19 protein-coding genes are annotated in these 21,150 nt (G+C 71.3%); 10 read left to right on the top strand and 9 right to left on the bottom strand.

Features of this window, described 5'->3' with window-relative positions:
• Nucleotides 1–189 precede the first annotated feature (189 nt).
• The 3 genes from ACWEV3_RS14275 to ACWEV3_RS14265 all read left to right on the top strand — a co-directional run bounded on the left by ACWEV3_RS14275 (nt 190) and on the right by ACWEV3_RS14265 (nt 3,083).
• A complete protein-coding gene (locus ACWEV3_RS14275) occupies nt 190–789 on the top strand; it encodes a TetR/AcrR family transcriptional regulator (protein ID WP_452614263.1) in 600 nt (199 codons plus the stop codon).
• A complete protein-coding gene (locus tag ACWEV3_RS14270; protein ID WP_452614262.1) occupies nt 786–2,441 on the top strand; it encodes an MDR family MFS transporter in 1,656 nt (551 codons plus the stop codon). The genes ACWEV3_RS14275 and ACWEV3_RS14270 overlap by 4 nt, the downstream gene beginning before the upstream one ends.
• A 69-nt stretch (nt 2,442–2,510) precedes the next feature.
• Nucleotides 2,511–3,083, top strand: coding sequence for a class I SAM-dependent methyltransferase (locus ACWEV3_RS14265; RefSeq protein ID WP_452614261.1), 573 nt, complete (start codon nt 2,511–2,513; stop codon nt 3,081–3,083).
• Between the two features lie 104 nt (nt 3,084–3,187).
• On the opposite strand, the gene ACWEV3_RS14260 is transcribed toward ACWEV3_RS14265, so the two are convergent.
• Entirely contained in the window at nt 3,188–4,498 is a 1,311-nt protein-coding gene (locus ACWEV3_RS14260) for an MFS transporter (protein ID WP_452614260.1), read from the bottom strand.
• A 226-nt stretch (nt 4,499–4,724) separates the two neighbouring features.
• Between ACWEV3_RS14260 and ACWEV3_RS14255 the strand changes: the two genes are divergently transcribed.
• The gene (locus ACWEV3_RS14255; protein ID WP_452614259.1) at nt 4,725–5,906 is read left to right on the top strand and encodes a PucR family transcriptional regulator; all 1,182 of its coding nucleotides are present in this window, start codon (nt 4,725–4,727) and stop codon (nt 5,904–5,906) included.
• A 167-nt stretch (nt 5,907–6,073) separates the two neighbouring features.
• Nucleotides 6,074–7,348 (top strand): M20 family metallo-hydrolase, encoded by a 1,275-nt coding sequence (locus ACWEV3_RS14250; protein ID WP_452614258.1) that lies wholly within the window; start codon nt 6,074–6,076, stop codon nt 7,346–7,348.
• Between the two features lie 95 nt (nt 7,349–7,443).
• Here the strand turns inward: ACWEV3_RS14250 and katG are convergent, their stop codons facing one another.
• Both katG and ACWEV3_RS14240 read right to left on the bottom strand, forming a co-directional pair.
• Complete coding sequence (gene katG, locus ACWEV3_RS14245) at nt 7,444–9,672, bottom strand: catalase/peroxidase HPI (RefSeq protein ID WP_452614257.1); 2,229 nt, start codon at nt 9,670–9,672, stop codon at nt 7,444–7,446.
• 18 nt (nt 9,673–9,690) lie between these two features.
• Entirely contained in the window at nt 9,691–10,107 is a 417-nt protein-coding gene (locus tag ACWEV3_RS14240) for a Fur family transcriptional regulator (protein WP_452614434.1), read from the bottom strand.
• 192 nt (nt 10,108–10,299) lie between these two features.
• Between ACWEV3_RS14240 and ACWEV3_RS14235 the strand changes: the two genes are divergently transcribed.
• On the top strand, nt 10,300–10,896 hold the full coding sequence (locus ACWEV3_RS14235) for a TetR/AcrR family transcriptional regulator (RefSeq protein ID WP_452614256.1): 597 nt from the start codon (nt 10,300–10,302) through the stop codon (nt 10,894–10,896).
• A 4-nt stretch (nt 10,897–10,900) separates the two neighbouring features.
• Here ACWEV3_RS14235 and ACWEV3_RS14230 read toward each other — a convergent pair whose 3' ends face one another.
• A complete protein-coding gene (locus tag ACWEV3_RS14230; RefSeq protein WP_452614433.1) occupies nt 10,901–11,827 on the bottom strand; it encodes an alpha/beta hydrolase in 927 nt (308 codons plus the stop codon).
• Nucleotides 11,827–12,762: an SDR family NAD(P)-dependent oxidoreductase gene (locus tag ACWEV3_RS14225; RefSeq protein WP_452614255.1), complete on the bottom strand. Its 936-nt coding sequence runs from the start codon at nt 12,760–12,762 to the stop codon at nt 11,827–11,829. Before ACWEV3_RS14225 ends, ACWEV3_RS14230 begins: the two co-directional genes overlap by 1 nt.
• Nucleotides 12,763–13,062: 300 nt before the next feature.
• On the opposite strand from ACWEV3_RS14225, the gene ACWEV3_RS14220 reads away from it, so the two are divergent.
• Genes ACWEV3_RS14220 through ACWEV3_RS14210 form a run of 3 tightly spaced genes read left to right on the top strand, consistent with a single transcriptional unit; the run spans nt 13,063 to nt 17,500 of the window.
• Entirely contained in the window at nt 13,063–15,000 is a 1,938-nt protein-coding gene (locus tag ACWEV3_RS14220; protein WP_452614254.1) for a flavin-containing monooxygenase, read from the top strand.
• Nucleotides 15,001–15,047: 47 nt separating this feature from the next.
• Nucleotides 15,048–16,499, top strand: coding sequence for an MFS transporter (locus ACWEV3_RS14215; protein ID WP_452614253.1), 1,452 nt, complete (start codon nt 15,048–15,050; stop codon nt 16,497–16,499).
• Nucleotides 16,496–17,500, top strand: coding sequence for an alpha/beta fold hydrolase (locus ACWEV3_RS14210; protein WP_452614252.1), 1,005 nt, complete (start codon nt 16,496–16,498; stop codon nt 17,498–17,500). The genes ACWEV3_RS14215 and ACWEV3_RS14210 overlap by 4 nt, the downstream gene beginning before the upstream one ends.
• Nucleotides 17,501–17,655: 155 nt before the next feature.
• Here the strand turns inward: ACWEV3_RS14210 and ACWEV3_RS14205 are convergent, their stop codons facing one another.
• A complete protein-coding gene (locus ACWEV3_RS14205) occupies nt 17,656–18,282 on the bottom strand; it encodes a TetR/AcrR family transcriptional regulator (RefSeq protein WP_452614251.1) in 627 nt (208 codons plus the stop codon).
• Nucleotides 18,283–18,320: 38 nt separating this feature from the next.
• Between ACWEV3_RS14205 and ACWEV3_RS14200 the strand changes: the two genes are divergently transcribed.
• A complete protein-coding gene (locus tag ACWEV3_RS14200) occupies nt 18,321–19,004 on the top strand; it encodes a hypothetical protein (RefSeq protein WP_452614250.1) in 684 nt (227 codons plus the stop codon).
• Nucleotides 19,005–19,101: 97 nt separating this feature from the next.
• On the opposite strand, the gene ACWEV3_RS14195 is transcribed toward ACWEV3_RS14200, so the two are convergent.
• The 3 genes from ACWEV3_RS14195 to ACWEV3_RS14185 all read right to left on the bottom strand — a co-directional run bounded on the left by ACWEV3_RS14195 (nt 19,102) and on the right by ACWEV3_RS14185 (nt 21,128).
• A complete protein-coding gene (locus ACWEV3_RS14195; protein WP_452614249.1) occupies nt 19,102–20,517 on the bottom strand; it encodes a phytoene desaturase family protein in 1,416 nt (471 codons plus the stop codon).
• 114 nt (nt 20,518–20,631) lie between these two features.
• Nucleotides 20,632–20,781, bottom strand: a complete 150-nt coding sequence (locus ACWEV3_RS14190; RefSeq protein ID WP_452614248.1) for a DUF3556 domain-containing protein — start codon at nt 20,779–20,781, stop codon at nt 20,632–20,634.
• A complete protein-coding gene (locus ACWEV3_RS14185) occupies nt 20,778–21,128 on the bottom strand; it encodes a DUF3556 domain-containing protein (RefSeq protein WP_452614432.1) in 351 nt (116 codons plus the stop codon). The genes ACWEV3_RS14190 and ACWEV3_RS14185 overlap by 4 nt, the downstream gene beginning before the upstream one ends.
• Nucleotides 21,129–21,150: the final 22 nt, after the last annotated feature.

Here is a 21,150-nt window from a genome sequence, read left to right as displayed (position 1 = left end):
GCACCTCGAAGCCCGTCACGAACTCCGCCTCGCGCAAGTGCTCCCGACCGGGGACCTGGAACGCGGGCGTGTCAGCTGCCCCCAGGTTGGGTGCGGTCGAGAGCACAGTGGGTATTGATGCACTGTGCAACCGAGGGTGCAATACTGCACTATGAGATGAATCGTGCAACTAACCTTCGCGAGCGGCGCATGGCCGCGACCGCTGCTCAGGTGACCTCCGTCGCCCTCCGGCTGACCGCCGAACGCGGGCTGTCCGGGTTCACCGTCGAGGAAGTCTGCGAGCAGGTCGACATCTCCCGCCGCACCTTCTTCAACTACTTCGCTTCCAAGGACGACGCTGTCCTGGGAATCACCGCACGCAAGGACGACGAGGCGCTCACGGACCAGTTCCTGGCGCACGGCACCTCCCCGCGCCCTGGACTCTCGCCGACCCTGCTCGACGAGCTCGCCGAGTTGGCGGTGCAGCGCTGGGAACGCGCGGACATCACGGCCGAGAGCATCCGCGACGTCCTCGCCGTGTTCGAGCGCGAGCCCCGGCTGCTCACCCGGTTCGTCGAGAAGATGCAGCTCGACGAGCAGTCCGACGTGGAACTCGTCGAGCAGCGCGAGGGCCTCGCTCCCGGTGATCTCCGCGCCGCCGCCGCAGTGCAGGTCATCCGCGCCCTGGTCGCGGCCGCCGTGCGGGAATTCCTCACCCTGTCGAACTCCGACTCCTTCGCGGAGATCCTCGCCCGCCGGCTGGCCGCCGTCCGCGAGCTCTTCGCGCCGAACCTCGAACGGAAGTCATGACCACCACCGCGCCCGCCCCGTTACTGCTGACGCAGCGGCGGATCTGGATCATCTTCAGCGCGCTCATCGCGGGCATGCTGCTGTCCAGCCTCGACCAGACGATCGTCGCGACCGCCATGCCGACCATCGTCGGCGATCTCGGCGGCGTCGAGCACCAGGTGTGGATCACCACCGCCTACCTGCTCGCGACCACGATCGTCATGCCGATCTACGGCAAGTTCGGCGACGTCCTCGGCCGCCGCCGGCTGTTCCTCGTCGCGATCGCGCTGTTCACGCTCGCCTCGGTGGGCTGCGCGTTCGCCACGGACTTCTGGGCGTTCGTGGTGTTCCGGGCCATGCAGGGCCTCGGCGGCGGCGGGCTCATGATCCTGTCGCAGGCGATCATCGCCGACATCGTGCCCGCCAACGAGCGCGGCAAGTACCTCGGCCCGCTCGGCGGCATCTTCGGCCTGTCGGCCGTCGGCGGGCCCCTGCTCGGCGGGTTCTTCGTCGACCACCTCACCTGGCAGTGGGCGTTCTACATCAACATCCCGGTCGGCATCGCCGCCTTCGTCATCGCGCTCGTCGCGCTGACCCTGCCGAACAAGAAGGCGACCCAGCCGGTCGACGTCCTCGGCGTCGTGTTCCTCTCCATCGCCACGACGTGCCTCATCTTCTTCACCGACTTCGGCGGCGACAAGGCGCACGGCTGGACCGCGGTCGAGACGTGGGCCTGGGGCCTCGGCCTGCTCGCCGCGACGGTCGCGTTCGTCATCACCGAGGCGCGCGCCGCGGACCCGATCATCCCGCTGAGCCTGTTCCGCAACCCGATCTTCGTGAACGCCACCGCGATCGGCCTCGCGCTGGGCCTCGGCATGTTCGCCGCCATCGGCTTCGTGCCGACGTTCCTGCAGATGTCGTCGGGCACCTCGGCGGCCGCCTCCGGACTGCTGCTCCTGCCGATGATGGTGGGTCTCCTCGGCACCTCGATCGCCTCGGGCACGGCGATCACCAGGACCGGCCGCTACCGGATCTTCCCGATCGTCGGCACGATCATCACCGCCGTCGCCATGGTCCTGATGACGACGCTCGCCGCCGACACCCCGATCTGGCTGATCTGCGTCTACCTGTTCATCTTCGGCGCCGGCCTCGGCCTGATCATGCAGGTGGTCGTGCTGGTCGTGCAGAACGCGGTCCCGCCCGCCATGATCGGCACCGCGACCAGCACCAACAACTACTTCCGCGAGGTCGGTGCCGCGCTCGGCACCGCGGTGTTCGGCACGATCTTCACCACCCGCCTCACCGAGAACCTCACCGGCGTCTTCACCGCCTCCGGCGCCTCGGCGGCGGACGCCTCGACCGCGACCGCGACGCTCGACCCCAAGACGCTGAGCCAGCTCCCCGAGCAGCTCCGCGACGGCGTTGTCGCGGCCTACGCCGACGCCCTCGCGCCCGTGTTCTGGTACCTGCTGCCGTTCATCGGCATCGCCTTCCTGCTCGCCCTGGTCCTCAAGCAGATCCCGCTCTCGGACGTCGCCGGGCTCGTCGCCCGCGGTGAGGCGATCGGCGGCGAGGAAGCCGAGCGACTGGAAGCCGAGCAGCGCACGCAGAAGGCGCCGGAGGCCGACCAGGCGAGCGCACGCCGGGAAGGATCCGAAGATCCGGTTCCGTGACCGCCACCTGCGAGTACTGCCGGCAGGCCGGTAGTACTCGCAGGTCTCCGGGAATGCGAGGATCGAGCCATGCCTGAAGGACGCGACACCGCCACCGCACCCGCCGAGTGGGACGGCGAGGACTACCAGCGGCGCTTCGACGCCTTGGCGGCTTCCGGGGCGGATGTCCACGGCGAAGCGGGCTTCGTCCGCTCCTTCTCCCCCGCGAGCGTCCTCGACGCCGGTTGCGGGACGGGCCGCGTGGCGATCGAACTGGCCCGGCACGACATCGAGGTCGTCGGGGCCGACGTCGACGGTTCGATGCTGACCACCGCCCGCCGCCTGGCCCCGGAGATCTCCTGGGTCCAGGCCGACCTGGCCGGGCTCGACCTCGGACGGACCTTCGACGTGGTCGTCATGGCCGGCAACGTCCCGCTGTTCACCCCGCCCGGCACGCAGGCGGCGCTCGTGGCGGGCGTGGCCCGCCACGTGCGCCCCGCGGGACTGCTCATCGCCGGTTTCAGCCTCGACCGCGGCTACCGGATCGCGGACTACGACGCGCACGCGGCGGCGGCCGGGCTCACGCTGACCGACCGGTTCGCCACCTGGGACCAGGCCCCCTTCACCGACGGCGACTACGCGGTTTCGGTCCACACCCGCTGAAGTCCACAAGAGACAGCCGGGTTTGGCGGAACCTCAGGTGTCTTCTCGCTGTGGGATCCCTGGCATCACGAACGCATTCAAAACAGCCTCTCCAGCGAGCGGACTCATGCGGTGCTCACGTCGTCCTCGATCCGCAGCCGCTCACCGATCGCTCCGCCCAAGGCCGTCAGCACGGACAGTCCCACGAGCAGCAGCGCCACCGACCACGACTGCTTCCCGCTCGCCGCCAGCACCGCCGTCGCCGCGAACGGCACGAACCCGCTGACCACGCCGCCCAGGTTGAACGCGATCGACACACCGCTGTAGCGGAGCTGCGGCGGGAACAGTTCGGTGAGCAGCGATCCCGCCACCGCGTACGGCACCGACAGGCATGCCACGCCCGCGGTGATCGCCAGCACGACCAGGACCGGGTTCTTCGTGTCGATCAGCCAGAACACCGGGAACGCGACCAGCGCGGAGGCGATGCCGCCCACCACGCACACGTTGCCCGGCCCCCACCGCTCGGCGAGCCTCCCGAAGGCGAGCAGGATGGCGATCTCCACCACCGCCGCCACGAGCGTCGCCCCGAGCATCAACGAGCGGGGCAGGTGCAGCGTTTCCGTGCCGTAGCTGATCGCGAACGTCGTCAGGAGGTAGAACCCGCCGACCCCGAGCAGCGACGCGGACAGGCCCACCAGAACCCGCCCGAAGGACCTGCGCAGCACCTCGACGACCGGCGAGGACGCGCGCTCCTGCTGCTGGAGCAACTCGGTGAACAGCGGAGACTCCTCGATCCGCCGCCGCAGGTACAGGGCGACGAACAGCAGCGGGATGGCCGCCAGGAACGGCAGTCGCCATCCCCAGGAGTCGAATGCGCCGGAGGGCAGCAGCGATACCAGCGCGAACGCCCCCGACGAGAGGAGCGTCCCGATCGGCGAGCCGACCTGGGGCAGCGCCGCATACCGGCCGCGGTGCTCCGGCGGGGCGTGCTCGACGGCCAGCGTCACCGCCCCACCCCATTCGCCGCCGACCGCGATGCCCTGGAACACCCGGAGCAGCGTCAGCAAGACCGGGGCGGCGACCCCGATCGCGGCGAAGTCCGGCAGGAGCCCGATCAGTGCCGTCACCAGCCCGATCATCGTCACCGTGATGATCAGCGACGCCCGTCGCCCGTGGCGGTCACCGACGTGGCCGAAGATCACCGCGCCGATCGGGCGAGCGACGAACCCGACCGCGAACGACGCGAACGCGGCCAGCGTGGCCACCACCGGATCGCCGCTGACGAAGTACAGGCGGTTGAACACGATCGAGGCGGCGGTGCCGTAGAGGAAGTAGTCGTACCACTCGAGCGCGGTCCCGACGAACGCGGCGAAGGCGATCCGCCGCGCCTCGGCATCGGTCACACGCGGTTCGTCGCGCATAGCAGCACTTCTCATCGGAACTCCGTTGCACAGTGGGAACCCGGTGATCCTGTGCGGACAGCGTGCTCGCACCGACACCCCGGCACAATGACGAAATGCCGCTACTTCCCGGGAGCGGCTTGGGCAAATGCACACGAGCAGCGGACGGTGATCGCCCCGAATCGGCACGCAGGCGCCGATGAGCACTCCCGCACAATGAGGCGGACGACCTGGAAGATCGCGACGGAATGGGCGAACACACATGTCGGACGTCGATATCGCGCCGGGCGGCCCGCTGCGCGGCCTGGTGCACGCGTGCCTGGACGACCTGGACGAGCTGGTCGACGACTTCATCGCGGAGCTGAGCGCGATCGAGCCCTACGCCAGCGGCGCGGTGCCGGGCGAGGAGCTGCGCGAGGACGCCGAAGCCAGCATCGAACTGCTCCTGCGCACCGCCGCGGGGCTGCCCGTGCCGCAGCGGCTCGGCGACACCTGCGAGCGGATCGGGCGCAGGCGCGCGCACCTCGGCGTCCCGCTGGAAGTCCTGCTCCGCGCGGTGCGACTGGACTTCCGGGTGATGTGGTCGGCGTTCCTGCGCCGGGTGGACCGGTCCGAACTCCCGCTCCTCGTGCACAACACCGTTCGCGTCTGGGACGTGGTCGAGGAGTACAGCGCCCGGGTGCACCTGGCCTACGAGAACGAGGCCGCCGTGCTGGCCAGGGAACGCGACGACGAACGAAACCGCCTGGTGGATTCGCTGCTGGCCGCCGGGGGACGTGACCCGCAGGTCGTCGAGCAGGTCGCGCAGGCGCTCGGCATGAACGCGAAGGGCGACTTCCTGGTCGCGGCCGCCCCCGTCGACGCGCCGCGCCCGCTGCGCCAGGCGGCAGACCGGTTGCGGGCCACGTCCGTGCCGGCCCACCTGCAGGACGTCGACCGGCGCCAGGTGCTCATCGCCGAGCTGCCGAACCGGGTGCCGGGGACACCGGGGCGGTGGCTCGACTCCGTGCCGTGCGGCGTCGGGCCGATCGCGAACGGGCTCGCCGACGTGCCCCGGGCGCTGCGGATCAGCGTGGAAGTGGCCGCGACGATCAGCGGCGAGGACGGCCGGCCGCACCACCTCGTCGAGCGGTGGCCGCATGTCGTCGGCGCCCGCTTGGGCGAGGTCGCGGCCGCCCTGCGGGACGAGGTGCTCCCCGCGCCGGCCGCCGGCACGCCGCACGAGCAGGCTCGCCTGCTGGAGACCGTGCGGGCGTATCTCCGGTCCGGTTCGATCAACGCGGTCGCGAACGAGGTCTTCTGCCACCGCAATACCGTGCTCAACCGGCTGCACCGGTTCGCCGAGCTCACCGGGCACGACGTGACCCGGCCGGAGCACGCCGCCGCGGTCCTGGTCGCACTGGCCTGCCGGGAACGCGCGGACGGCGAGGTCGCCCCTGGTTGACCGGCTGCGCCGCGGCTTGTGCATACGCCCAAGGAAATCGCCGATTCCGGCGGCGGGCAGCAATTCCCCACGGGCCCGGGTTCGGGTCGAATGGACGGCACGAACGAGCCCCACCGAACGATCACGACAACAGCGACGACTGCGAACCCGCCCAGAAGGACCTGATCATGAGAAGCGCCTCCGCCTCGCCTGCCCCGGACGAGCAGAACACCGCACTGCTGAAGGACTTCGCGACGCTCTCGGCGTTCGGAGCGACGCCCGGCGGCGGAGTCGATCGCCAGGCCGCCACCGCTGCCGACGGCGAACAGCGCGCCTGGCTGCACCGGTGGCTGACCAGCCACGGCTTCGAAGTGCACTATGACGGCGTGGGCAACCAGTTCGGCCTGTTCACCTTCACGCCGGGCGCGCCGTACGTCCTCAGCGGTTCGCACCTGGACAGCCAGCCGCTCGGGGGCCGCTACGACGGTGCCTACGGTGTTCTGGCGGCAGCCCACGCCGCGCACCGAGCCGTCGAGCGATGGAGGGCTTCCGGCGCTTCCCCGCGCTACAACCTCGCCGTCGTCAACTGGTTCAACGAGGAGGGTTCCCGGTTCAAGCCGAGCATGATGGGCAGCGCGGTCTTCACCGGGAAGCTGCCCGCCGAGACCGCGCTCGCCACGACCGACCCGGCGGGGACCTCGGTGCGGGCCGCGCTCCGCGAGATCGGGACGATCGGCGACTACGCCGGGCCGGAGTTGGCCGCATACGCCGAAATCCACATCGAACAGGGGCGAGAACTCGAGAACGCGGGCACCACGATCGGACTCGTCGGCTCGACCTGGGCGGCGCGCAAGTACCAGGTGATCGTCCGCGGCGAGCAGTCGCACACCGGATCGACGATCATGGCGGACCGGCGCGACGCCCTGTTCGGCGCTTCCCTCCTGGTCGTGGCCGTGCGCGAACTGGCGGAGCGGGCCGTGGCCGTCCCGCTGCACACCTCGGTGAGCGAGATGTACATCGAGCCCAACTCGCCGGTGGTGGTGGCCCGCGAGGTGCGGATGCACGTCGACCTGCGCTCCCCCGACGAGGCCTTCCTCGACGACGCGGCCAAAGAACTCGCCGAGTCCATCCCCGGCATCGAGGAGCGCGCGGCGGTCGACATCGAGGTGGTGCAGACGCACGGATGGGGTGTGGCGCCCTTCCCGCGGGCCGGGGTGGATCTCGCCGCCGAGGTGGCCGACGAGCTGGGGCTCCGGCACCGGACCATGATGACCATCGCCGGTCATGATTCGGTGAACATGAAGGACGTCGCGCCCGCGGTCATGCTCTTCGTCCCCAGCGCCGACGGCATTTCCCACAACGAAGGCGAGTTCACCCCCGATCACGACATCTGCGCGGGCACCGACCTGCTGACCGAGGTGATCCACCGCCTCATGTCGGGCGCCCTGGAATCCCAGCGGTAGCGCCGGAAGCGGCGAGACCCCGTCCTGGTGGACGGGGTCTCGCTGTCCTCTTCGGACCGTTTCAGCTCGTCAGAAGCGAGCTGGCGCGGTCGGGATCAGGCGAGGTCGAACCGGTCGAGGTTCATGACCTTGTCCCACGCGGCGACGAAGTCGCGCACGAACTTCTCCTTCGCGTCGTCGCTCGCGTAGACCTCCGCGAGCGCCCGCAGCTCGGAGTTCGAGCCGAAGACGAGGTCGGCGCGGCTACCGGTCCACTTGACCTCGCCGGAGTCGTCGCGAGCCTCGAAGGACTGGGCGTCCTCCGACACCGGCTTCCACGTGGTGCCCAGGTCGAGCAGGTTCACGAAGAAGTCGTTGGTCAGCTCGCCCGGGGTGCCGGTGAGGACACCGAGCGCCGAGCCGTCGTAGTTCGCGCCGAGGACGCGGAGACCGCCGACGAGCACGGTCATCTCCGGGGCGCTCAGCGTGAGCAGGTTCGCCTTGTCGAGCAGCAGGTACTCGGCCGGCAGCCGGTTGCCCTTGCCCTGGTAGTTGCGGAACCCGTCCGCGGCGGGCTCAAGCGCGGCGAACGACTCGGCGTCGGTCTGCTCCTGCGATGCGTCCACGCGGCCCGGCGTGAACGGCACCTCGACGTCGTAGCCCGCGGCCTTGGCCGCCTGCTCGACGGCCGCAGCCCCACCGAGGACGATCAGGTCGGCCAGCGAGACCTTCTTGCCACCGGTCTGAGCGGCGTTGAACGACTCCTGGACGCCCTCCAGCGTGCTCAGCACCTTCGCCAGCTCGTCGGGGTTGTTGACCTCCCACCCCTTCTGCGGCTCCAAGCGGATGCGCGCGCCGTTGGCGCCACCGCGCTTGTCGCTGCCGCGGAACGTCGAGGCCGACGCCCACGCGGCCGAGACCAGCTGCGAGACGCTCAGGTCCGAGTCGAGGATCCGCGCCTTCAGGGCGGCGATGTCCTCGGCGCCGATGACCTCGTGGTCGACCGCGGGGAGCGGGTCCTGCCACAGCAGGGTCTCCTCGGGCACCTCCGGGCCGAGGTAGAGCGACTTCGGCCCCAGGTCGCGGTGGGTCAGCTTGAACCACGCCCGGGCGAACGCGTCGGCGAACTGGTCGGGGTTCTCCATGAAGCGCCGCGCGATCGGCTCGTAGACCGGGTCGTACCGCAGCGAGAGGTCGGTGGTCAGCATGCTCGGCGCGATCCGCTTCGACGAATCGTGGGCGTGCGGCACCGTGCCTTCGCCCGCGCCGCCCTTCGGCTTCCACTGCTTCGCGCCGGCCGGGCTTTCCGTCAGCTCCCACTCGAAGCTGAAGAGGTTCCAGAGGAAGTTGGTGGTCCACCTCGTCGGCGTCGAGGTCCACGTGACCTCGAGACCGCTGGTGATGGTGTCGGCGCCCTTTCCGGTGCCGAAGGAGTTCTTCCAGCCCAGGCCCTGCTCTTCGAGCGCGGCGCCTTCGGGGTCGGCGGCCAGGTTGCTGTCCGGCGCCGCACCGTGGGTCTTGCCGAAGGTGTGCCCGCCGGCGATCAGCGCGACGGTCTCCTCGTCGTTCATCGCCATGCGGCGGAAGGTCTCGCGGATGTCGCGGGCCGCGGCGATCGGGTCCGGGTTGCCGTTGGGGCCCTCCGGGTTGACGTAGATGAGTCCCATCTGGACCGCGGCCAGCGGGTTCTCGAGCTCCCGGTCACCGCTGTAGCGCTCGTCGTCGAGCCACGTGGTCTCGGGGCCCCAGTAGACGTCCTCGTCGGGCTCCCAGACGTCCACGCGCCCACCGGCGAAGCCGAAGGTCTTGAAGCCCATCGACTCCAGCGCGACGTTGCCGGCCAGGATGAGCAGGTCGGCCCACGAGATCTTCTGGCCGTACTTCTTCTTGACCGGCCACAGCAGGCGGCGGGCCTTGTCCAGGTTGACGTTGTCCGGCCAGCTGTTCAGCGGCGCGAAGCGCTGCTGACCGGCACCGGCGCCACCGCGGCCATCGCTGATGCGGTAGGTGCCCGCGCTGTGCCACGCCATCCGGATGATGAGCGGCCCGTAGTGACCGAAGTCGGCCGGCCACCAGTCCTGCGAGGTGGTCAGGACCTCTTCGATGTCCCGCTTGACCGCGGGCAGGTCGAGGGTCTTGAACTCCTCGGCGTAGTCGAACTCCTCGCCCAGCGGGTTGGCCACCGGGGGGTTCTTCGCGAGGATCTTGAGGTTGAGCCGGTTCGGCCACCACTGGCGGTTCCCGCCGCCCTGGGTCGGGTGCGGCGCGCGCCCGTGCGCGACCGGGCACTTGCCTGCGCTCGCCTCCTTGTTGTCTCCAACAACGGCGTCAGGGCTGTCAGTCACGGGAGTTCCCTTTCAGGTTCAGCTGTTCTGTTCAGCGGTGGGGTCGGACGAGCAGGAGGAGCACAGCCCCCAGTAGATGACCTCGGCCTCGTCGATCGTGAAGCCGTGGGCATCGGAGGCGGCCAAGCAGGGGGCCGCTCCCACGGCGCAATCGACATCGACGATGGCACCGCACGACCGGCACGCGAGATGGTGGTGGTTGTCCCCGACTCGCGCCTCGTAGCGGGCCACGGAGCCCATCGGCTGGATGCGACGCAGCAAACCCACTTCGGTCAGCGCGCGCAGCACGTCGTAGACGGCCTGGCGGGAAACCTTCGGGAGTTCTCTGCGCACGACACCGACGATCGAGTCCGTATCGGCGTGCGGATGCTCACGCACTGCGGACAGCACCGCGACCCGAGGCCGGGTCACGCGAAGCGCAGTCTTGCGCAACATGCGCTCAAGATCCGCCGTGGTCGTTGGCACGCGCAGAGCCTGCCGCATTTTCTGGAACTAATCAAGAGTGAGTCCCGCCTCGCCCGCGGATCCCCGAAGCACCCGGACAACGCTGAACAACCGTGCCGGGGGCAGGTGGTCCTGGTTGTCCGCCAGCGGCTTCCGCGAGTTCACGGATACTAGACTCGGAGTATGGATTCCAGACCCGAGCGGCGTCCGTCGCTGCGCGAGCAGCAGAAGCGCCAGACGAGGGCGACCATCCTCGACGCCGCCGCCGAGCTGATCGGCCGGCGGGGCTTCCGCGAGACCACGATCGACGACATCGCGAAGGCGGTGGGGGCGAGCCGGGCGACCCTGTACTCGTACTTCCCGAGCAAGGACCTGATCGTCCGCGAGATCGTCATCGAGATGTGGGATCGCGCGGAGTCGCTGTACCGCGACTTCGGGGCTCTCGAAGAGTGGTCCCGGGCGAGCATCGGCGGGTGGGTCGAGAACGTCGTCGCCACCTGGGAGCACAGCGGTGACCGGTTGCGGGTGCAGAGCTCCGGGCTGGTGCGCTACGACGAGTTCTACCTCGACTACCACCACCGCTTCGTCACGGCGCTCACCGCGAACGCGGCCCTGTGGAAGCGCTTCGACGACGCCGACGTGCAGTCCCGCGCGCTGCTGCTGATCAGCGGCCTGGAGCTGTTCCTCAACACCTGGCTGGTGCGGGGCTGGGCGGCCGACCGGGCCGGTGCGATCGACACGATCACCGACGTCTGGTGCGCGGCGCTGCTCGTCGACTGAGGTCTCAGCGCCCGAGCTTGGCGCGCATCAGGCCGCCGATCTCGGCCAGCGCGAGCCGGGCCCGGGCGTGGTGGTCGGCGTGCATCAGGAACCCGTGGGCCACGCCCGGGTACCGCAGCAGCGCCACCTGGACGCCGGCGTCGCGCAGCCGCAGCCCGTACTCCTCCGCGCCGTCGCGGCTGGGGTCGTGCGAGGCGGTGACGACGATGGCGTCCGGGAGGCCGGACAGGTCGGCGGCGAGGCTGGGCACGCCGTAGGGGTGGTCGCGGCTCGGGTCGTCCCCCAGGTAGAGGTTCTTGGTCCAGGCGAAGTCGCCTGCGGTGATGATCGGCCCGTCGGCGTGCTCCAGGACCGAGGGCCGGGTGTCGTCGCGGTCGATCCCGGCGTAGAGGTGCAGCTGGAAGACCAGCGGGATGCCGCCCTCGTCGCGGGTCTGGAGAGCGACGCCGGCCGCCAGGGTCGCGCCGGCGCTGTCGCCGGCGACCGCAACGCGGGTGGGGTCGATGCCGAGCTCGGCCGCGGCGTCGCCGATCCACTGCACGGCGGCGTACGCCTCCTCCGTGGCCACCGGGTAGGGGTGCTCGGGGGCGAGCCGGTAGTCGACGCTCACCACCACGGCGCCGGAGGCCTCCGCCAGGAAACGGGCCAGGATGTCGAAGTCGTCGATGTCGCCGATGACCATGCCGCCGCCGTGGAAGTACGCGACGGCGGGCGGGGTGTCCGCGTCGGTCGGCCAGTAGATCCGCAGCCGCAAGGGGCCGTGCGGCCCGTCGATCACGCGGTCCTCGACGCGGTGCATCTGCGGCCCGGCGCGGCGCGGCAGCCGGGCGAGCGCCGTGCGCGCGGCGGTCACGCCGGCGACGTGCATCGGCACCCAGCTCTCGCTCCTGCCCGCCAGGTAGGCGGCGACATCGGGGTCGAGGGACACCATCACGCACCCACCTTCCCGGCCACGTCCGGGGCGATCCGGATCGCCGCCCAGTCCGCCTGCGTCGCCGGCCCCATCCGGCCGACGAACGCGTCGAGCTGCGCCCACAGCGAGCCGGCGACCACCATCGACTCCGGCGCCAGCACCTGCTCGATCAGTGCGGGCCAGGCCTCGGGCACGTGGTCGGCCGCCCGCGCTCCCCGCGTCTCGGCCTGGACCACGCGGGTGACCAGGCCGCCGCCGACGGCGAAGGCCTCGCCGGTGAGCGCCGTGCCGCCGTGCAGGAGGTACGCCGCGAAGGCGGCCACGGCCTCCGGCGGGAAGTGGGTGGACATGAAGTCCGCGAAGCCGGGCTGCTCGATGCCCGCAGTCGAGCGGGTCCACGCGGCGGGCAGGATCGCGTTGGCCCGCACGCCGACCGGCCGGCCGAGGATGGCCTGGGTGCGCGTGAGCGAGAGGATGCCGCCCTTGGCCGCGGCGTACCCCGGCATCGCCGGCGCGCCGTAGCTGCCGTTGGAGGAGATGTTCAGGATCCGTCCGGCCCCGGTGGCGACGAGGTGCGGCCAGGCGGCCTCGCTGATCCGGTGGGCGCCGCGCAGGTGCACGTCGACCTGGGTGTCGAAGTCGCCCCCGGCGCCGGCGTTGTTGATCACGATGTCGAGCCGGCCGAAGGCGTCGACGGCGGCCTGCACGATCTGCGGGGCCTCCGCCACGACATCGCCCGTCACGCCGACGGCGGTGCCGCCCTCCTCCTCGATGATCCGCACCGCTTCGTCGGTGGCGGGCGGATTGGCCGAGCCCGCCCAGTCGCGACCGAGGTCGTTGACGACGACCCGGCAGCCGCGAGCGGCCAGCAGCCGGGCGTAGGCGAGCCCGAGGCCGAACGTGGAGACGCCGGTGACCAGGGCGACCTGGTCGTCGAAGCGCAGTTGATCCATGGCGGCAAGACCTTTCTCGAGGGCGGCGTCGCGTCGGATGCAGCGTTCGGTCGAGGGGAATGGCGGCGACCGTAGCCGACCGCGCGGCACCTGGATAGACCCGAAGGCGATACTTCGAACTTTGGATCTAAAAACCGAGACGAGGGTCTAGACAGGGTTCGCCCGACCGCTTAGTGTCCTGGCTCACACAGTCGCTCGACCCCGGTCTCCGGGCGTCCGCCGAGGTCCGTCCTGACCCGTCCCACCGGCGCGGACCCGCTCCGCCGCGACAGCCCGCCATGCCCTCTGCAAGGAGTCGCCTTGTCCGCTTTCGCCCCTGCCCTCGCCTCACCCGGTTCGCCCGGCGTCGATGCCGACGAGCTGCGCGCGCACCTGCGCCGGGCCGACTCCGCCGTGCTGCTGGCCGTGCTGGCCCAGGTCACCCGGGACGTGTCGGTGCTCGACGAGCTCGGCGGCGCGATCACCCACGTGCCGGACCCGCCCGAGATGGCGGGCCGCACCGACGCCGACACCGCTGCGGCCATCGTCGACCGGCTGGTCGCGGCGCTGACCGCCGACCGGGAGCCGGGCGACGCGAACGGCCCGGCCCCCGACGACCTGGCGTTCTTCACCCGGCTCGTGCCGGTCGCGATGGGCGCGACACCGGCTCCGGAGTACTACCCGATGTTGCTGGAGCAAGGGGGTTTCCAGGCCGCCCGGCCGGTGGTGCCGCGCACCGAGCCGCTGCCGGAGACGATCGACCTCGCCATCATCGGCGGTGGCCTGGCCGGCATCGCGGCCGCGCTCACCGCGCAGCGGGAGGGCGTCCGGTACCGGATCTACGAGCGCAACGACGACATCGGCGGCACCTGGCTGACGCAGACCTACCCCGGCGTCGGTGTCGACACGCCGTCGTCGTACTACTCGCTGTCCGCCGAGATCAACCCCGACTGGTCGAGCTACTACCCCAAGGGCGGCGAGTACCAGGAGTACCTGCGCGAGGTCACCGGCCGGCACGGCATCCGGGAGCACGTCGCGTTCGGTACCGATGTCGAGGCCCTGACCTGGGACGACGAGGCCGCACGCTGGCGGATCCGGGTGCGCGACGCCGACGGCACCCGCGTCGAGGACGCCGCGGTGGTGCTGACCGCGGCCGGCTACCTCAACCGGCCGCAGTACCCGGGGGCGCCCGGACGGGACCGCTTCCAGGGCCTCAGCGTCCACTCCGGCGAGTGGCACCCGGGCCTCGACCTCACCGGCAAGCGGGTCGCCGTCATCGGCGCCGGTTGCACCGCGGCCCAGATCGTCGACGCGATCGCCGACGACGTCGCCCACCTCACGCTGTTCCAGCGCCAGCCGCACTGGGTGGCGCCGCGCAAGCGCGACAGCGACGACGTTCCCGAGCACCACCGCTGGCTCGGCCGGCACGTGCCGTTCTACGCGAACTGGCTGCGGCTCAAGGCTTTCTGGGGCTCCGCCGACAACGGCTACCCGGTCGTCCTCGTCGACCCCGAGTGGGCCGCCACCCACCGGTCGATCTCGCCGGCCAACGACGTCCTGCTCCAGGACTGCCTGGCCTACATCGACCGCACCTTCGGCGCGGGGTCGGAGCTCGCGGCCAAGGTGACCCCGGACTTCGCGCCGTTCGGCAAGCGGATCATCCGCGACCCCGGCGCCTACTACGCCGCGCTCACCCGGGACCACGTCGACGTCGTCGCGGCCGAACCCGCGGAGATCACCGAGCACGGCATCCGCACTCCCGAGGGCGACCTGGTCGAGGTCGACGTCATCGTCTACGCCACCGGATTCCACCTCGACTTCCTGTCCGGCCTGGACATCCGGGGGCGGGACGGCGTCCGGCTGGCCGACGAGTGGGCCGGCAACGACCCCCGCGCCTACCGCGGCGGCACCGTGCCCGGATTCCCCAACCTGTTCGTCGCCAACGCGCCCAACGCGAACCCCAGCCACGGCGCGGGCAACAACTTCGGCATCGAGGTCACCGTGCACTACCTGTTCGAGTGCCTGCACCTCCTCGCCGAGCGGGGCGCCCGGTCGCTGGAACCGACGCGCGCCGCGTACGAGGAGTACGTCGCCCGGATCGACGCCGACATGGAGCGCACCGTCTGGCGGCACACCCCGACGGCGCACACCTACTACCGCAACGCGCGGGGACGGGTGATCCTTGCCTGCCCGTGGCGGCTGGTCGACGTCTGGGCCGAGCACCGCCGGCCCGACGCCGCGCACTTCACCCTCCGCTGACCCCTGCGCCGGTCTCGAACCGAGCCGCCCCACGAAAGCGAGTCCCCATGTCCGTCTCGGCCTCCGGCGGCACAAGACGCCCCGCCACCGTCGCGGATCCCGGCAGCCGCCCCACCCGCTACTGGGTCGGCGTGCTGCTGATCCTGCTGCTGCTCACCGAGCAGTCCGCCCTCGGCTTCTCCCTCATCGCGCCCGCCCTGCCCCAGGTCGCCGCCGAGTTCCCCGGCAGCCAGGTGGTCTGGGTGATGACGGCCTTCACGCTGTCCGGCGCGGTCGCCTCGCCCGTCATCGGCAAGCTGGCCGACCGCTACGGCAAGAAGCGGATGCTCGTCATCACCGCCGCCGTCGGCGCCCTGGGCGCGTTGCTCTCGGCGACGGCGCCGACGTTCGAAATCCTGGTGACCGGCCGGTTCCTCGCCGGCATCGCCTTCGCCTGCATGGCCCTCGGCTACACGCTGATCCGGGACACGTTCCCGGCGCGGATGCAGTCGATCTCGATCAGCATCGCCAACACCGGTGTCGGCGCGGTCGGCGTCGGCTCCCTGCTGGTGGCCGGGGTGCTCATCGACCGCTTCGGGATGCGCTCGGTGTTCTGGTTCGCGTTCGGCTTCTGCGCCATCGGCGCCCTGCTCGCGGCGCTGTTCGTGCGGGAGACGCCGATCCGCACCCCCGCGCGGATCGACTGGCTCGGCGCGGCGCTGGTCACCGCCAGCATGTTCGTCGTCATGTTCGGCCTCTCCCGCGGCAAGGTGTGGGGCCTGTTCGACTCCCGGACGCTGACCTTCGTCGCCATCGGACTGGCCGGCTTCGCCATCTGGGTGTGGTGGGAGCGCCGCACGCCGGAGCCGCTGATCCGGCTGGACCTGTTCACCAACCCGGGCCTGCGCTACACCGTCATCGCCGGCGGCATCGCCTACGGCGCCACGACCCTGCTCGCCACCCTGATGCCGATGCTGCTGCAGGCGCCGCAGAGCACGTCGTACGGTTTCGGGCTCTCGGCGACCCAGATGGCGGGGTGGCTGCTGCCCGGGCAGCTCGCGATCGTCGCGAGCGGGTTCATCGCCGGGGCCACCGCGCGTTCGCTCGGCTTCCGCAACCACCTCACCCTCGGCGCGGTGGCGATCGCGACGGCGGCCGCCGTGCTCGCGACCGCGCCCTCCGAGCCTGCCGTGATGGTGCTGATCTGGGTGGTCTTCGGCCTCGGTTGCATGATCTACGCCGCCGTCCCGAACCTCGCCCTGCTGACCCTGCCCGAGACGGAACGCGCCGTCGGGTCGAGCTTCGTCGGCGTCGCCCAGACCATGTCCGGCACGCTGATCTCGACGATCGGTTTCACCGTGCTGGCGCACTTCGTGCTCTCCGCCGGCCCGACCGGCGTCGTCTACGAGGAGGCGGGCTTCCGGGGCTCGTTCCTGGTCGCAGCCATCGCCGCAGCGATCGGCGCCCTCGCCTCGCTCGCCGTGCCCCGCACCCTGCAGCGCCGGAGCGCGGACCGGTGACCGGGGCGGCGGAGGACAGGCCCGGTCTGCTGCCGGCACCGCGGTTCGTCGACACGAACGGCGTCCGCCTCGCCGTCTACGAGGCGAAGCCGGAGCGCGTCGCCCGGGACGTCTGCGTCGTGCTCTGCCACGGCTTCCCGGAGCTGGCCGCCTCCTGGCGGCACCAACTCCGGCCGCTGGCGGACGCCGGATTCCACGTGCTCGCGCCCGATCTGCGCGGCTACGGCCGCTCGACCGGCCCGGCCGACCCGACGGCGTACAGCATCGCGGAGACGACCACCGACGTCGCGGGGCTGATCGCGGACGCCGGCTACGACCGCGCGGTGGTGGTCGGCCACGACTTCGGCGGCATGATCTCGTGGTGGATGCCGCACCTGCATCCCGAGCGCGTGGCCGGCGTCATCACGCTCAACACGCCGTTCGGGTACTCCCGGGAGAACCCGCTGGAGAAGTACCTGGAGGCCTACGGACCGCGCAACTACGTCGCGCACTTCCAGACCCCCGAGCTGCAGGCGCTCATGGAGCGCGACCCGGCGCGGACGCTCCGGTTCTTCTTCCGCCGCGACACCGGCGCCGGCACCACCCTCTCGCGCACCGGCCGGCACGATGCGGAGTCGATGAGCTACAGCCACCTGCTCGCCGACGACGAGGCCACCTGGCCCGGCGAGGTGCTGGTCGGCGACGAGGAGCTCGACCACTACGCCGAAGCCTTCGCGCGCACGGGGTTCGGCGGACCGCTGGGCTGGTACCGCAGCATCCCGGGGAACTGGCGGGTGCAGTCCGAGGTGTTCCCGGACGGCGCCATCGCGAAGCTGACCGTGCCGGCGCTGATGATCGCCGCTCGCCGGGACGCGATCTGCCACCCGGACCTGAGCGACAACCTGCTCCAGTACGTCGAGACCCTGGAGCGCCGCATGCTCGACACCGGTCACTGGACGCAGCAGGAGGATCCGGAAGGCACCAACGAGATCCTCCTGGAGTGGCTCACCCGCCACTTCTGAACCGGCGCTCAGGGGTGAGCGCGCGGCACCGCGCGCCAGGTCTCCAGCGAGTTCGAACGGCGCCACGCCACGCCGAAAAATGTTGCGCTACAACAGAAAACCGACCCGCACCGTCGCCGAAGACGCCGCGTCACCAGCGTCGCGACCCCATGCGGCTAGGCCAGGAGCTCCCTGGCCAGCACGCCGCCCCACCACTGCTCGACTTGATCGGGCGACCAGCCGCGTTCCGCGGTGAGCGTGGTGTAGACGTCGACGTTGCACAGGGCCCCGTACACGTCGACGGCGGACTGCACGTCCAGGCCCTCCCGGAGGGTGCCGTCCGGCCAGGCGGAGAACGCCTGGATGCGGGTCTCGTCGCCGCGCCGGCGCCCCTCGCCGTAGGCCTCCGCCAGCTCGGGTTCGGTGCGCCCCGCCTCGCGCAGCAGCACGATGACGTCGCCCGCGCGCTCGAACAGCCGCCTGTCGTACGCCGCCATCGCCGCGAGCTGCCGCGCGCAGTCCTCCCCGGCGGCTTCGAGCTCGGCGACCATCTGCCCCACGTCGGCCGACATGTCCGCCGCATCGGCCAGGGCCCGGGTCAGCCCGGATTTGTTCCCGTACGCCGAATAGACCGTCGGCGCGGAGACTCCCGCCTCGCGCGCGACGTCCCGCACGGTGGTCGCCGCCCAGCCCCGGGCGACGAAAAGCCTGCGCGCGGCGCGCGCGATCTCGGCCCGCGTCTCGTGCGCTTGCGCGGTGCGGCGCAACGAGTCGTACCGGCGCCGGCCTGGTTCTGCATCCATGGTGGCCCTCGTCGTTTGTCGCTATCTATATTGATTATATGTTGCGTAAACCCAATTCGTTCGCACGGGTCGGCGGCGTCGCCGGCATCGGCTTCGCCGCCACCATCGTTGGCAGCAACGCGATCGCCGCGCCCGCCGGCCTGCCGCTGACCGGCACCGACATCGGCGAGGTCAACGCGTTCTTCGGCACGAAGACCGGCATCGTCGGGATCTCGTCCGCACTCACGCCCACCGCTTGGGTCTTGGCCACGTTGTTCGGCGCGAGCGTGGTCGCCGCACTGCGCCGGTCCGAGCACGACCGGGGCGAAGCCTGGTCGCTGGTCGGACTGGTCGGCCTGATCCTGCAGAACGCCACGTTCGCCGGCGTCATAGCGATACGCCTCGCACTCGGAGCGACAACCGCGCAGGACAGCACGGCCAATTCGGGGCTGTGGGCGTTGCACGACGCGTTGTTCACCCTCAACGGCACCTTCCTGGCGCTTGGGCTGGTCGGCCTGTCCATCGCCGGGCTGCACGCCGGCCTCGTCCGGCCTTGGCACGCGGCACTGGGCCTGTTGTCCGCCGCACTGCTGTTCAGCTCCGCGAGCCTCACTCCGGTGATCATGACCCAAGGCGGCCCGCTCGCCCTGCTCGGCCTGGCCGGATGGCTGATGTGGGTCGGCTGGATCGTCCTCTACGGCGTAGAGCTCATCCGCCTCGCCCCGGCTCGCGTGCCCGCCTGACCGGGACGTCGCCCTGGCCCTGGAGTCCTGCCCGCAATTTCCATTGAAATCGAAGGTCCAATTTCAATGGAAATTGCGGGAGGACGACGGGCGGGGGTCAGCGGCGGAGGTGGCGCAGTGCGCGGGCGGCCGCGTGCGCGCCGCACATGCCGTGGGCGCCCGGACCCGGCGGGGTCGCCGCCGAGCACTGGAAGTGGCCCGGCAGCCCGACGTCGTAGGGCTGCAGGGTGGTCCGGGGGCCGAAGGTCAGCTGCCGGACGTCCATCGCGCCCGTCAGGATGTTGCCGCCGACGAAATTGGCGTTCTCCCGAGCGAATCCGGCCGGAGTGCGCACCGCGGTGCCGACGATCCGGTCGCGGAACCCGGGAGCGAACCGCTCGATCTGGGCGATGATCGCTTCGGTCGCGTCGCCGGTGTAGCCGTGCGGGACGTGCGCATATGTCCACAGTGGATGCACATCGCCCACCGAGCGCGTCGGGTCGGCGAGGTACTGCTGGCCGGCCAGCACGAACGGCCGGTCGGGCAGCCGCCCGGCATGCACCTCCCGCTCGGCCGCGGCAACCTCGGCCGCGGTGCCGCAGACGTGCACCGAACCGGACCGCCGGGCCTGCTCGACGGTCCAGGGCACGCCGCCCGCGACCGCGAAGTCGACCTTGAAAGCGGCGGGCCCGTACCGGAACCGGCGGTAGGCGCGGGAGATCCGCGCGGGCAGCCGGTCGCCCAGCGCGTCGGCGACCGCGGTCGGCGCGACGTCCCACACCACGACGTCCGACGGCGGGAGCTGCGCCGCCGAGCGGACCGCGACCCCGGTCTCGATCTTCCCGCCGTGGTCGCGCAGCAGCGCGGCCAGCGCGTCCGAGATGGCGCGCGAACCGCCCTCGGCGACCGCCCAGCCGTTGCGGTGACCGGCGGTCAGGACGCCGAGCCCGATCGCCGAGGACAGCGGCAGGTCCAGCGGCCGGAACGCGTGCGCGGCCACGCCGAACCACAAGGCCCGCGCCTGCTCGGTGCGGAACAGCCGCGCCAGCGCCGTGGCAGGCAGGAGCGTCGGGATGCCGAACCGGGCGAACCGCAGCGGATGCCGCGGCAGGCGCAGGAGCGGACGCAGGATGTCCTCGCTCAGCGCGTCGTAGCCGCGGGCCGGTCGCTCGAACAGCGCGCGCCAACGACGGCCGTCGGGCCCCAGCCCGCGGGACGTCTCGGCCACCGAGCGGTGCAGGACGCCGGCGGTGCCGTCGTCGAGCGGGTGCACGCAGTCGATCTCCGGCAGCCGCCACCGCAGGCCGTAGCGGTCGAGTCCCAGATCGCGCAATGCGTGCGAGCCGACGGCCATCGGGTGGGTCGCCGAGCAGTGGTCGTGCAGCAGGCCGGGCACGATCGCCTCGACGGTGCGGGTGCCGCCGCCGATCTCGTCGGCCGCCTCCAGCACGGTGACCTCGACGCCCGCCCGGGCCAGGACCGCTGCTGCGGTGAGTCCGTTGGGACCGCTGCCGATCACGATCGCGGTGCTCATCGGGGTTCCCTCCCGGGGCAGGTTTCGTGCGCTTCCTGGGCGGGCGGAGGGCGGGCCTGTTTCACCCTCCGCCCCGGAGTCTTCCAGCCGGAAGACCGATCGGCCCGGCTGCGGTCAGGCGGTCGTGCGGACCGCCGGGCCGGGCTCGCGGGTCCACGTGACGTCCAGCGGGATCGGCCCGTCCGGCAGCCACGGCTGGGCGGCCACCGCGTCGGAGACCTTCCAGGTGCCGCGCTCGATCACGCCGAGCGCGGCGTCGATCACCTTGCAGTGCTGGACCTTCGAGTGGTTGCGACTCCGCCCACACCACGAGCCATTCGCCGGGGGGCGAACCCGACGCGGGACTGCACCGCGCGGATCAGGTCCTCGTCGTGCAGGTGGCCGTCGCCGAAGTTGGAGCCGATCAGCGAGTTGCAGACGAACTCGGCCTCGCCCACCGTGCGCCGGTCCAGATCGGGCACGTTCTTCAGCAGCACCGGGAACAGGCCGCGGCCCTGGCTGTGCATCGACCACCAGGCGATCGTCTGCTGCATCGTGATCTCCGCGACGACCGGCGGGTAGCCCATCGCCCGCAGCTGGTCGGCCTGGTTCTCCGTCGGCCGATGCCGCAGCGAGTTGAGCTTCTCCTCCGCG

The organism is Saccharopolyspora sp. NPDC003752 (assembly GCF_053605825.1).
Note: the sequence above shows the minus strand (reverse complement) of the source record. Positions and strands in the feature narration are given on the sequence as shown.

Excerpts from the sequence above, each read along its gene's own strand:
- ACWEV3_RS14255 (WP_452614259.1), top strand. The coding sequence starts at position 4,725 with ATGTCGGACGTCGATATCGCGCCGGGCGGCCCGCTGCGCGGCCTGGTG.
- ACWEV3_RS14260 (WP_452614260.1), bottom strand. The coding sequence starts at position 4,498 with ATGAGAAGTGCTGCTATGCGCGACGAACCGCGTGTGACCGATGCCGAG.
- ACWEV3_RS14225 (WP_452614255.1), bottom strand. The coding sequence starts at position 12,762 with ATGGATCAACTGCGCTTCGACGACCAGGTCGCCCTGGTCACCGGCGTC.
- ACWEV3_RS14275 (WP_452614263.1), top strand. The coding sequence starts at position 190 with ATGGCCGCGACCGCTGCTCAGGTGACCTCCGTCGCCCTCCGGCTGACC.
- ACWEV3_RS14215 (WP_452614253.1), top strand. The coding sequence starts at position 15,048 with ATGTCCGTCTCGGCCTCCGGCGGCACAAGACGCCCCGCCACCGTCGCG.
- ACWEV3_RS14265 (WP_452614261.1), top strand. The coding sequence starts at position 2,511 with ATGCCTGAAGGACGCGACACCGCCACCGCACCCGCCGAGTGGGACGGC.
- ACWEV3_RS14235 (WP_452614256.1), top strand. The coding sequence starts at position 10,300 with ATGGATTCCAGACCCGAGCGGCGTCCGTCGCTGCGCGAGCAGCAGAAG.
- ACWEV3_RS14250 (WP_452614258.1), top strand. The coding sequence starts at position 6,074 with ATGAGAAGCGCCTCCGCCTCGCCTGCCCCGGACGAGCAGAACACCGCA.
- ACWEV3_RS14205 (WP_452614251.1), bottom strand. The coding sequence starts at position 18,282 with ATGGATGCAGAACCAGGCCGGCGCCGGTACGACTCGTTGCGCCGCACC.
- ACWEV3_RS14270 (WP_452614262.1), top strand. The coding sequence starts at position 786 with ATGACCACCACCGCGCCCGCCCCGTTACTGCTGACGCAGCGGCGGATC.
- ACWEV3_RS14200 (WP_452614250.1), top strand. The coding sequence starts at position 18,321 with ATGTTGCGTAAACCCAATTCGTTCGCACGGGTCGGCGGCGTCGCCGGC.
- ACWEV3_RS14230 (WP_452614433.1), bottom strand. The coding sequence starts at position 11,827 with ATGGTGTCCCTCGACCCCGATGTCGCCGCCTACCTGGCGGGCAGGAGC.
- ACWEV3_RS14195 (WP_452614249.1), bottom strand. The coding sequence starts at position 20,517 with ATGAGCACCGCGATCGTGATCGGCAGCGGTCCCAACGGACTCACCGCA.
- ACWEV3_RS14240 (WP_452614434.1), bottom strand. The coding sequence starts at position 10,107 with ATGTTGCGCAAGACTGCGCTTCGCGTGACCCGGCCTCGGGTCGCGGTG.